The organism is Porcipelethomonas ammoniilytica, from assembly GCF_025567485.1.
Taxonomy (GTDB): domain Bacteria; phylum Bacillota; class Clostridia; order Oscillospirales; family Ruminococcaceae; genus Porcipelethomonas; species Porcipelethomonas ammoniilytica.
In genome coordinates, this window is the sequence record NZ_JAOQKH010000030.1 from 1 (window position 1) to 9,981 (window position 9,981).

The 9,981-nt window shown below is 35.5% G+C and carries 14 protein-coding genes and 1 pseudogene; 7 read left to right on the forward strand and 8 right to left on the reverse strand.

Features of this window, described 5'->3' with window-relative positions; all coding sequences use genetic code 11:
• Positions 1 to 96 precede the first annotated feature (96 nt).
• The 5 genes from OCV67_RS12265 to OCV67_RS12285 form a co-directional block, all read right to left on the reverse strand.
• A complete protein-coding gene (locus OCV67_RS12265) occupies positions 97 to 486 on the reverse strand; it encodes a ParB/RepB/Spo0J family partition protein (protein ID WP_449580836.1) in 390 nt (129 codons plus the stop codon).
• Positions 440 to 1,267 carry a ParA family protein gene (locus OCV67_RS12270; protein WP_147644241.1) on the reverse strand — a complete coding sequence of 276 codons (828 nt, stop codon included), beginning with the start codon at positions 1,265 to 1,267 and terminating at the stop codon, positions 440 to 442. Before OCV67_RS12270 ends, OCV67_RS12265 begins: the two co-directional genes overlap by 47 nt.
• 135 nt (positions 1,268 to 1,402) lie before the next feature.
• Positions 1,403 to 1,582 carry a hypothetical protein gene (locus tag OCV67_RS12275; RefSeq protein WP_147644242.1) on the reverse strand — a complete coding sequence of 60 codons (180 nt, stop codon included), beginning with the start codon at positions 1,580 to 1,582 and terminating at the stop codon, positions 1,403 to 1,405.
• 862 nt (positions 1,583 to 2,444) lie between these two features.
• Positions 2,445 to 3,674 (reverse strand): tyrosine-type recombinase/integrase, encoded by a 1,230-nt coding sequence (locus OCV67_RS12280; protein ID WP_147644243.1) that lies wholly within the window; start codon positions 3,672 to 3,674, stop codon positions 2,445 to 2,447.
• 172 nt (positions 3,675 to 3,846) lie between these two features.
• The gene (locus OCV67_RS12285; RefSeq protein ID WP_178085139.1) at positions 3,847 to 4,551 is read right to left on the reverse strand and encodes a helix-turn-helix domain-containing protein; all 705 of its coding nucleotides are present in this window, start codon (positions 4,549 to 4,551) and stop codon (positions 3,847 to 3,849) included.
• A 148-nt stretch (positions 4,552 to 4,699) separates the two neighbouring features.
• Between OCV67_RS12285 and OCV67_RS12290 the strand changes: the two genes are divergently transcribed.
• Positions 4,700 to 4,936 (forward strand): XRE family transcriptional regulator, encoded by a 237-nt coding sequence (locus OCV67_RS12290; protein ID WP_262644627.1) that lies wholly within the window; start codon positions 4,700 to 4,702, stop codon positions 4,934 to 4,936.
• A gap of 21 nt (positions 4,937 to 4,957) precedes the next feature.
• Positions 4,958 to 5,671 carry an antA/AntB antirepressor family protein gene (locus OCV67_RS12295; protein WP_147644245.1) on the forward strand — a complete coding sequence of 238 codons (714 nt, stop codon included), beginning with the start codon at positions 4,958 to 4,960 and terminating at the stop codon, positions 5,669 to 5,671.
• Positions 5,672 to 5,705: 34 nt separating this feature from the next.
• On the opposite strand, the gene OCV67_RS12300 is transcribed toward OCV67_RS12295, so the two are convergent.
• Together OCV67_RS12300 and OCV67_RS12305 are read right to left on the reverse strand one after the other, a co-directional pair.
• Positions 5,706 to 7,010: a DUF4041 domain-containing protein gene (locus OCV67_RS12300; RefSeq protein WP_147644246.1), complete on the reverse strand. Its 1,305-nt coding sequence runs from the start codon at positions 7,008 to 7,010 to the stop codon at positions 5,706 to 5,708.
• A 319-nt stretch (positions 7,011 to 7,329) separates the two neighbouring features.
• Positions 7,330 to 7,671, reverse strand: coding sequence for a helix-turn-helix domain-containing protein (locus tag OCV67_RS12305; protein ID WP_147644247.1), 342 nt, complete (start codon positions 7,669 to 7,671; stop codon positions 7,330 to 7,332).
• Between the two features lie 170 nt (positions 7,672 to 7,841).
• Here OCV67_RS12305 and OCV67_RS12310 point away from each other — a divergent pair, with 170 nt between their 5' ends.
• Genes OCV67_RS12310 through OCV67_RS12320 form a run of 3 tightly spaced genes read left to right on the forward strand, consistent with a single transcriptional unit; the run spans position 7,842 to position 9,004 of the window.
• Positions 7,842 to 8,057 carry a helix-turn-helix domain-containing protein gene (locus OCV67_RS12310; protein WP_178085140.1) on the forward strand — a complete coding sequence of 72 codons (216 nt, stop codon included), beginning with the start codon at positions 7,842 to 7,844 and terminating at the stop codon, positions 8,055 to 8,057.
• Between the two features lie 15 nt (positions 8,058 to 8,072).
• Positions 8,073 to 8,825, forward strand: coding sequence for a phage antirepressor KilAC domain-containing protein (locus OCV67_RS12315; RefSeq protein ID WP_147644249.1), 753 nt, complete (start codon positions 8,073 to 8,075; stop codon positions 8,823 to 8,825).
• A gap of 11 nt (positions 8,826 to 8,836) precedes the next feature.
• Positions 8,837 to 9,004, forward strand: a complete 168-nt coding sequence (locus OCV67_RS12320) for a hypothetical protein (protein WP_178085141.1) — start codon at positions 8,837 to 8,839, stop codon at positions 9,002 to 9,004.
• Here OCV67_RS12320 and OCV67_RS12325 read toward each other — a convergent pair.
• On the reverse strand, positions 9,001 to 9,171 hold the full coding sequence (locus OCV67_RS12325; RefSeq protein WP_178085142.1) for a hypothetical protein: 171 nt from the start codon (positions 9,169 to 9,171) through the stop codon (positions 9,001 to 9,003). The genes OCV67_RS12320 and OCV67_RS12325 overlap by 4 nt on opposite strands.
• Positions 9,172 to 9,448: 277 nt before the next feature.
• Between OCV67_RS12325 and OCV67_RS12330 the strand changes: the two genes are divergently transcribed.
• Together OCV67_RS12330 and OCV67_RS12335 are read left to right on the forward strand one after the other, a co-directional pair.
• Positions 9,449 to 9,685, forward strand: coding sequence for a helix-turn-helix domain-containing protein (locus tag OCV67_RS12330; protein WP_147644250.1), 237 nt, complete (start codon positions 9,449 to 9,451; stop codon positions 9,683 to 9,685).
• Positions 9,686 to 9,734: 49 nt separating this feature from the next.
• Positions 9,735 to 9,981 (forward strand): annotated as a pseudogene (locus OCV67_RS12335) (ParB N-terminal domain-containing protein); the annotation flags it as partial.

The following is a 9,981-nucleotide window of genomic DNA, read 5'->3' on the forward strand; positions in this document are numbered from 1 at the left end:
TAAAGCATGGCTGGACTTATCTTGCTAGCGTTCTGGATGTCTGTACAAGAAAAATCGTCGGTTACAGTTATGGAAGAAAAATGGATCGTTCTCTTGTTATTTCTGAGTAGTTCTTTGGAGATTGCTTTCCACCATGACAATAATCGCTTCGTCACGGGTCAGTTCCTTGACCTCGCATTTCAGCGTTTCAAGCCCCGCAAGCTCACAAGCCTTTTTACGCCTGTGACCGCTGATAAGCTCATACCGCCCGTCCTCTTTCAGACGGACAGTAGCAGGGGTCATTACGCCGCTTCGCTTGATGCTATCGACAAGCTGCTCCATGTCCTCGTCCATTAAAACCTTGAACGGGTGGTCGGGAAACTCATCAATCTGGGAGATTGGAATATCCCGTATCTTGCTTAACTTTGCTTCCTCACGGCTCTGGTCTGTTTCAAACAGGTCATCGTATGCGGTCAGTTTGATTTCTGTTCTTTTGTTTCCCGCCAAGCTCTGCCACCTCCTTTCCGAACTGCTCATAAGCTGCGGCTACCTTGCCGCCTTTGTCATAGGCAAAAATGCTCTTTCCCTCTGCGGTGGCTTCCACCGCACGGATGGAATGGGGTATCTGGGTATCAAACACCTTAATCCTCTGTCCGTAGGCACTTCTCACCGTGGCGGTGATTTCCTTGGAGATGTTCGTGCGGGGCATTACCATCGTCATAAGGATGCCGTCAATCCGCAAAGGGGGATTGATTTGCCGTTTGACTTTCGACACGGAGCGAAGCAACAGCTCTAAGCCTTTGGCAGAAAGATAGTGGGGCTGCGTGGGGATAACCACGCTGTCTGCCGCCGCAAGTGCGTTGATTGTGAGCATACCCAAACTCGGCATACAGTCTATTAAACAATAGTCGTAATTCTTTTTGACCTCGTTCACGCAGGTTTTCAGCACGCTTTCACGGCTTATGGCGTTAATCAGCCTTACTTCCAAGCTTGACAGCTCAATGTTGGCCGGTAACAGGTCAACGCCCTCGCCGTGGTGCAGGATGCTTTTGGAAACATCGACGGATTTATCGTCTATGATGTCCTGCATGATGGTGGAGAGCGTGACGGGTAAATCGTCTGGTCTGTTGTAGCCGAGGGACATGGTTAGATTTGCCTGTGCATCGGCATCAATGAGCAAAACTTTCTTGCCCTGCTGTGCCAGACTTACGCCTAAATTAACCGCCGTAGTGGTCTTGCCGACACCACCTTTCTGATTAGTCAGAGCGATTACTTTGCAATTTGACATAGAATGCGTCCTCCTTTCGCATAGATTTAGCCGCTTTGTCAAGGCGGCTATGTAACTGTACCAGAGGACGCAGGACGCAAAAAAGCCGCTTACTCTTAAACTTGATAAGAATAAGCGGCTTCGTGGTGATGTGCCTTAGATATGTTCAATTTTCATTCTCTTAACAGGGGCGTTGACAACCTTGAAAATGAGTTCGTCAACGGGGTCTGTATATCTGCCCTGTTTGATAAGCTGATTTTTCAATTCCACAAGGCTATGTAGCAACAGCTTTCTTTCCTCGCTGTCAAAATACAAGTGGGTTTTCTTTTCCTTCATAATCGCCACCGTCCTTTCTTGGCTTCATTATACCGTTATAAGGAAACTCCGTCAAAACTGTAACTTCGCATTTCTTGGTATTCTGGCGTATCAAGGCTCAATCCTCAGTAGTAAATAAGTAGTAAACAGGGGTTGCAATCCTCAAGAAATGCGGGGAAATGCTTTATTTTGCGGGGATAATCCCCCTTTTGCTTGATTTTTGGTGTAAATTTAAAGTATAAAATATAAATGTAGTTTGTGACTGTTTACCATCTTTTCATTAAAAGCCCCACTTGATTTATTAAGTTCAAGTGGGGGTTTTAATTTTTTAATTTTGGTTGCATATCCGATAGAAAGTTACTGAACCCAAATCTGGGCTGAGTGAAAAATAAAAAGCCTATCGGGATTTCTCCTGATAGGCTGAAGTTTAAGGGTTGCATTGAAAATGTTACAACCATACAACTAGCGTTGATTCTGATAGCCTTGCTGATCGTTTCATGTTAATGTTAAGTCCGTGTATAAAATAGCGATTAGTTTTTTATATAAGCATTTTATGGTATATGCTTTACTTTGTTTTTTTGGTACAATTGTCGTAGTAAGTGTCGTAGTCGCAATTTCAAATAAAAACAAACGCCGCTTACAATTCCTTGTAAACGGCGTAAATACGGGGATTTGAAATGGTCTGAGTGACGGGACTTGAACCCACGGCCTCTACCACCCCAAAGTGGCGAATTATATTTAATATTTTTTAGTAGTGCGGAACAAACGGCTTGTTTACGTTGTTTTGTTAATTTATCATTTAGTCTTTTTTAGTGACTTTTACTTATTTTTTGCCTTAATAGTGCCCTAATAGTGCCCTCGATTTTTATAGGGCACTATTTTTTTATGCCTGTTTTTTATCTTTTGATTTTTGCGTAATTAACATATCCTGAAGAACATTAGCCGCCTGCTCGTCCGCTTCTGAAATGTAATGAAGATATTTATTAGTGGTCGTAATATCTCCGTGTCCTAAACGCTCTTGTACTTGCTTTATATTTACACCGCCGTATAAAAGCAATGTTGCTGACGTATGACGTAAGCTATGCAATTTACGGTGTTTTAAATGATTCCTTTCAAGAAACTTTGAAAATTGTTTTGTCGGAGTTTGAGGATTCATAATTTCTCCGTTATCCTGAGTGAACAGCCAATCGTGCTCGTGCCATTGATTACCGAAAGTTTCAGCCTGTTTATCTTTTTCGGATCTTAGAAGTCTTACAAGGTCAATGCAGTAAGGATTAACAGCAACGGTTCTGACTTCATAATCTTTAGGGGCTTTTATCTGAGTAGGCTTGCCTTTTAGCTTGACTGCCGCCCTTTCAATAGTAACTTTATTGTTCACATAATCAAAATCACTGAATTTAAGGGCGGTAAGTTCTCCACGGCGTGCGCCTGTCATAATGGCTAATTGTATAAATACCTGAAACTGTAAGTCCTCTAGCTCCAGAAGTGACAACATTTCAGCAGCTTCTTGTTTAGTAAAGATTTCTATTTTTGGTGCTACTACCCTAGGGATTGTCAATTTGTCTGCCTTAGCAGGAGACGTTGATATTAAATCTATTTTAACAGCCTGATTAAATATTGATTGCAAGATAGTCAGGTATCGTTTTATAGTGGCTGGAGACAATTTTCCTGCCGCTGGGGTTTTATCCCGGTTCAATTTTATGTCTCCCTCGGCTAATTGCTTTATGAAAGATTGAATATGAATAGGTTTAATATTTTTTAACCGCAAATGACCCAACGCTGGCTTAAATAGTCTGTCAATAGCACTTTCATACATCTCTAATGTAGTGGGCGATAAACTCTCTTTCATAATATCTTTGTATTTATCACAAAAATCCGCAAAAATAATATTGGTGCTATCCCCAAATTGTCCTCGTTTACATTGCTCCTCAAACATAACAGCTTGCTTGTTAAGCTCCTTTTCAATCTGTTTAGCTGTCATATTGGGAGCGGGCTTGTAGGTCATTTCATATGGTTTTAATTTATTTCCTTTAACATCGTATCCACGAGAAACTCTAATCCTATAAGATATAATTTCGCCGTTTTTATTTTTGCGAGTGCTAATACTTGCCATATCTATTCTCCTTTTTTGTGCAACATACACTAAAAAACATATTTAAAATTGACATTTTGAAACTTCCGTGCCAGGAAATACAACTTCTGTGCCAGACCTATTGAAATTGAAAAAAAGCTGAGTATAATAATAACTGTAATCCGGATTCGACAAAATTTGACGAAAGGATGTGTTATTCTTCTTCATCTTTAGCCAGAAAATTAATATACTTATTAGCCGCTTTTTGACCGAATGGATCTAAACCGTCATACTTATTTATAGTATCTTCACGCAGTTCTTTTAAATACATTTCCTGACGTTGTGCTTCATCATCAGCGGATTGGTTAAGGGTGTTTTCGATATAGAACAATTTTGAAACATTAATATCCAACGTATCAGCTATTCTATTTAAAACATCAATAGGCGGTTGGGATATATTCAATTCATATTTTTGAACAGTTGAAAAACCTTTTCCAATTTTATCAGCTAGTTCTTTTTGCGTAAGTCCTTTTTCTTTTCGATATTTTTTTATATTTTCTCCAATTGACATACTACTTTTTGTTATAGAATCAGTACTTATAAAATTATCAGTCTCTTGCGTTAACTTCTGAACTTCTCGGTGTGAAACTTTTTTCCATATAATTTTACCGCTTCTTGTATCCTCATCTAACTTCTTAGTGTTTTCAATGGCTTCGGTTATTTCTTTGCCATTGAGGACTTCGAGAGGAATACATAACCCATCAGCAATTTTAAAGGCTATATTTAACGCAACGGTTTTTTGCTTTCTGGTAAATATACTTCTGACAGTTGAATCAGATAAATTGCATAATCGTGCGACCTCGGGAATGGTTAAGTCTTTGCTTTTCATAATTTTTTCTAATACTTTATAAAATTCCATCATTATTTCTCCTGTGTGTTTTTTTATATTATATCATAAAAAATCACGCATTGCAAGAAGAAATTTTAGAAAACTATTGACATATCGTGCAAAGCGTGATATACTAATAACATCAGGTCACGCATTGCGTGAGATGGGGGGTGAAACTATGTCATCAAAAATAATGTTTTCTAATTTAAGAGCGGAAATGGCGAGAGAAAATATAACAATACAAGATATCGCCAAGGTTTTAAATCGTTCAAGAGAAACTGTTAGTAGTAAGCTAAGTGGGAAAAGTGTTCTCAATCTCGATGAAGCGTTTAAAATTAATGATACTTTTTTTCCAAAAAGTGATTTACGTACTTTATTTTCAGAACTAATAGTGAAGAATGAAAAGTCCGCATAGCGGCAGAAAGGAAAATTTAAAATGAACGAATTAATCAAAATCAACTATGAGAATGCAGACCGTCCTACAGTATTAGGAAGAGATTTGCATGAGGTTCTTGAAATCAAAACAGCATATAAAGATTGGTTTCCTAGAATGTGTGAATATGGATTTATTGAGGGTGAAGACTTTTGCTCAATTTTGAGCAAAAGTACTGGAGGTCGTCCTAGCACCGACCATCAACTTACAATTGACATGGCGAAAGAAATCTGCATGATTCAGCGAACGGATATTGGCAGAAAAGTCAGAAAATATTTTATTAATGTTGAAAATGAATACAAAGAAATTAAACTGACAAATCTGCGAGAGTCCAGACCAGACAAATCCCATAGTCTGGAGGTCAAAGAAATGAATGCTCGTGTAAGAATGTCAAATCAATACTTAAAATTAGCCGCTGTGGATACAGTTTCGCAACAGTACAAAAACATTTTAGTAGCAAAGTCGGCTGAAATTCTTGCAGGAGAACCATTGTTACCATTGCCAAAATCAGAACAGAAAATGTATTCAGCAACTGAAATCGGAGATATGTTTGGTGTCACGGCTCAAAAGGTTGGAAGAATAGCTAATCTTAACGGCTTAAAAACGGAAGAATACGGTGAATTTTATCGTGATAAGTCTCCTTATTCAAGCAAGGAAGTTGATGCGTTCAGATATAACGACAAGGCAGTTGAAAAATTTAAAAGAATTTTGACATAAAAAATTTCCCCTCGTGAGAGGGGAAGGAGGTCAACTACACATGTACTGTATCTTTTCGCATTTTTTCTGAAACTCTATATTGTTCTGCTTCTGGCAAGTCAATAAACTCTACTGTTTTATCATAATTTTCTTTAACAACTTTTTTTATTTCATCAAGAGTAACATTAAAAAATTCACGTCGTTGATTTACCATGTTTAGCTTTCGATCTTCAAAGGCTTTATGCAAAGCGTTTTCTAGTTTCGGAGCATCATCGCTAAAAATCATAGCATGGACATCAAAATTAAATGGTACAGAAGCATCGCCTAGTTCATACACTCGTTCCATAGGATCAAGTCTACGTGTCATGCCAATTTTATAAACATTTTCACCGAAAGCTCCTATATTAGATATAATATATACATACCCAGCACGTTTATTAGCTTCACGATAATCAACATCTTTAATTGCTTTTTCAGTATCTTCAATTTTTTCTTCCAATTCTAGCTTTTTACTAATCAGTTCTTCTTTTTCAGATTCTGAAGCTCCTGAAAGCTGATGATTAATTTTAGCTAATGCATTTAGATAATGAGTTTGTTCTTTTTCAAGTTTTTTACGAGCCTCTTCAATTTCTTTTTGAAGTTTTGCTTCTTCTCGCATTTTCGCTTTAATTTCTCTTTGCTCTTCTTTTTCTTGCTGCTTCTTTTGGGCATATTCGTATGCAAGTGTAAGCTCTCTGATTCTATTATTCTTATAAACCTCTGTGATTGATACCCCCAATACTTTTCCTAGCTTATTAATTGCGTTAAATGATTTTTCGATTCTCTTTATAAAAGTATCGTAATTATTATATTTTACTTTGCTAATGAGTTCATCGCATTCTGAATTAAATGCTCTTGTAAGCAGTTTTGACATGTCATTAACCATTTTCTTGCCCTTTGAGGCATCTCCGTTAACAGTCCAACTGTTATTATATAAATGAGAAGAAATGTCATTTTTTATAATTGCTTTTCCTTCTTCTCTTATAGACTTTAGTGCATCTTTGTATTCATCAGATGTGGCAAAATCATATGTTGGTTCATATATGCCATATGATTGAAGCAGAACAGTTTCATTTGTTTCAACTATTTGTTCATTAAGTTGATCTAAAGTATTTTGAAGCTCAGCAACTTTATTTTCCCTTAAAGATATAGTTTCTTGTAAATCTCCTGATTTTTCAGTTAAAAGTTTAATACGATCATTTAAATCAGATATTTGCTTATGTTCAGGCATTATAAGTGATTCTAATTCTTTGACCTTTTCTTTTAATTCTTCATTTTCTTTTATAGTCTCTTTACACCTTATAATATCTTTTAACCCCATTATGTCAAACCTCTTTAATGTAAAATATATTGTTAAAATTATACCATACCATATCAAATAAAACAATTCGCACATTATAAGAAGTATTTTACATAATTTTGTTAAAATGTGACAAAAATCAACAAAAACATATTTTTATGATTTTTTTAGAATAAAAGTGTTGTTTTAAATTTCGACACGCTTTTATAACAATTTATGACAAAAATATTGGTAAATACACACAAATTATAAACATATGAATTGTACAAAAAGTAGAAATTTCTGTCACAAGTTCCGCAAAATGCGACAATTCTTGTCTTTATATATAGAGGGGGTAAATTTATCTTCTATATTTGGGTAATTCCAGAAGTTCATCAAGGCGTTCCATTAATTTGGATTGACCTAATTCGTTAAGCTGATTGTATTTAGAAATCAAACTGTTATCCTTTTCATCTAGTTTGTTAATATTTTTATTTTCCCCAAGCAAATCAGACATTTTTATATTTAAAAAATCGCATATTTCTGATACCGTTTCTATATCAGGCGAATTCTTACCTTTAACCCAGTTTGTAACTGCGGCTTGCGAAACGTTTAGCTTTTCTGATAGGGTCTTTTGCGATACATTCATTAAGTCTAAATAATAACTTAAGTTTTTCTTTAAATTATTTCTAATTTCTCCCATGATATACTCCTCCTAATTTGTATTATAACATTAAAAATCTAGTTTGTAAAGATAAAAATAAAGAATTTCTTAATTTTTTCCTAAAAAAGCCTTGACAATTAAGTAAAAGTGAACTATAATATATTTGTACTTAAGAAATTCTTAAGTGAAAAATGAAAGGTGGTGTTAATATGAAAATTACAACCGCAATAGCAAATTACATTGATGAAAAAGGCATCAAGCAAAATTTTCTTGCGAAAAAAACGGACTTATCATGCGATGCTATGTCAAATATGCTTAACGGAAAAAGAAAGCTTGAGGTTGACGAGTACGCAAAAATTTGTGAAGCATTAAATGTTTCTTTTGATTTTTTTTATGATTTAAGTAAAGAAACCAAGTCAGCTTAGAAAGGAAAATTTAAAATGAACGAATTAATCAAAATCAATTATGAGGATAATGCAGACCGTCCTACCGTATTGGGAAGAGAGTTGCATGAGGTTCTTGGTATTAAAACCAAATATGTGGATTGGTTCAACAGAATGTGTGAATACGGATTTACTGAAAATACAGACTTCATATTGGTTGCTCAAAAAAGAGAAACCAATAATCCTAAGAATCCATACACTGTAGTTAATGATCACCAGCTCACAATCGAAATGGCAAAAGAAATTTGCATGATACAGAGGACAGATAAAGGGAAGCAGTGCAGACAATATTTTCTTGAACTTGAAAAAGCATGGAATACTCCTGAAATGGTTATGGGACGTGCTTTAAAAATCGCGCAAAATCAGCTTGACAGTCTTAAAGGTGAAAATTTGAAATTGACTGAAAAAATTAAGGAGGATAAGCCTAAAGTTCTTTTTGCAGATGCAGTTGAAACAGCACATACATCTATTCTAGTCGGTGATCTCGCTAAGCTTATTAAACAAAACGGTGTTGATATAGGTCAAAAACGATTGTTTGAATATCTTAGAGAAAATGGATATTTAATTAAAAATGGCAGTAGTAAAAACATGCCAACACAAAAGTCTATGGATATGAAACTTTTTGAAGTAAAGGAAAGAACTATCAATAATCCAGACGGCACAGTGAGAATTACTAAAACTACTAAAGTTACTGGCAAAGGTCAGACGTATTTTATTAATAAGTTTCTGGGAGAAACCAAGTCAGCGTGAAGGAGAAAACTATGGCTAATAAAATTAAAGAAAAAACTGATGTTCAAGTTGTTTTACTTCGACAGTTAAATGAACTTAGAGAAAAACAACTTAAACTACCAGTTCGAGATGTTAAGCGTTATACAAAACTTTCAAACGCAATTTGCGATACGGCAAAAACTCTTTTGACGTATTTTTAAATAAGCCATTTGCTTTCAGGTTTGTTTTCCTCTAATGCTTTGCTTATCTTTACTGAAAGGTCAATAAACTTTTTTACGTATTCTTCAACTGCCATTGAAGATATGTCGCAAGTTTTTTCTAGGTATGCAAGTGTTAGTTTCTCGACAAGTGCGTTAGAATTAGTCACGGTAATCACCCCCCCTCATAAAATTAATACTTAATTATACCATATTTTAACAGGGAGAACAAGCAGAAGAAACCAAGTCAGCGTAAAGGAGATGATATTATTAAAGCGTTAGAGAAAACGACTATTTGGATAGTGTTAGGTCTATTAGCTGTGATTGCGTTTATAACAAATGATTCAGATACGTTACATTTAATAACTGCAACATTTTTGATTTATTGGCAACTTGATTCAATCAAAGAAGATATTGTAGACGAAATCAATAAAGGAGTTGATAAACATGAAAATTGACGAAGTGCCGGATATGGCGACAATCAAGGAAACGGCTGAAATTTTTAAATTGCCGGAATATTTTGTTAGACAGTTAGTCAAAAGCGGCAAAGTAATTGCAATAAAATCAGGGCGCAAAATATTTGTTAATGTAGGGAAATTTGCCGAGCTATTAAATACCAACATGATTAATGCAGACGAAGACCAAAATGAATTATCATTTGGTATAAAACCTATAAAAGAATAACTAAAAAATCAAGGAGAAAACCAATGAACAATTGAAGGAAGTGAAACCAATGAGGATAAAAAGGGAATATAAAACACTGATACCGCCGTTATCGCCGGAAGAATATCAGTATCTTGAAGAGAACATATTAAAAGACGGTGTAAGGGAACCGTTAGTGGTTTGGGGAGATATCTTGATAGACGGGCATAATCGCTATGAAATTTGCCAAAAACATGGGATTACATATAAAACCGTTAATAAAGATTTTGAATCAGATGAAGAAGCTAAGCGGTGGATCATATTAAATCAGTTCGGAA

Bases quoted from the DNA above. Each gene is read 5' to 3' on its own strand.
- OCV67_RS12295 (WP_147644245.1), top strand. From the start codon at position 4,958: ATGAACGAATTAATCAAAATCAACTATGAGAATGCAGACCGTCCTACA.
- OCV67_RS12270 (WP_147644241.1), bottom strand. From the start codon at position 1,267: ATGTCAAATTGCAAAGTAATCGCTCTGACTAATCAGAAAGGTGGTGTC.
- OCV67_RS12310 (WP_178085140.1), top strand. From the start codon at position 7,842: ATGAAAATTACAACCGCAATAGCAAATTACATTGATGAAAAAGGCATC.
- OCV67_RS12320 (WP_178085141.1), top strand. From the start codon at position 8,837: ATGGCTAATAAAATTAAAGAAAAAACTGATGTTCAAGTTGTTTTACTT.
- OCV67_RS12330 (WP_147644250.1), top strand. From the start codon at position 9,449: ATGAAAATTGACGAAGTGCCGGATATGGCGACAATCAAGGAAACGGCT.
- OCV67_RS12280 (WP_147644243.1), bottom strand. From the start codon at position 3,674: ATGGCAAGTATTAGCACTCGCAAAAATAAAAACGGCGAAATTATATCT.
- OCV67_RS12275 (WP_147644242.1), bottom strand. From the start codon at position 1,582: ATGAAGGAAAAGAAAACCCACTTGTATTTTGACAGCGAGGAAAGAAAG.
- OCV67_RS12300 (WP_147644246.1), bottom strand. From the start codon at position 7,010: ATGGGGTTAAAAGATATTATAAGGTGTAAAGAGACTATAAAAGAAAAT.
- OCV67_RS12315 (WP_147644249.1), top strand. From the start codon at position 8,073: ATGAACGAATTAATCAAAATCAATTATGAGGATAATGCAGACCGTCCT.
- OCV67_RS12305 (WP_147644247.1), bottom strand. From the start codon at position 7,671: ATGGGAGAAATTAGAAATAATTTAAAGAAAAACTTAAGTTATTATTTA.
- OCV67_RS12285 (WP_178085139.1), bottom strand. From the start codon at position 4,551: ATGGAATTTTATAAAGTATTAGAAAAAATTATGAAAAGCAAAGACTTA.
- OCV67_RS12290 (WP_262644627.1), top strand. From the start codon at position 4,700: ATGTCATCAAAAATAATGTTTTCTAATTTAAGAGCGGAAATGGCGAGA.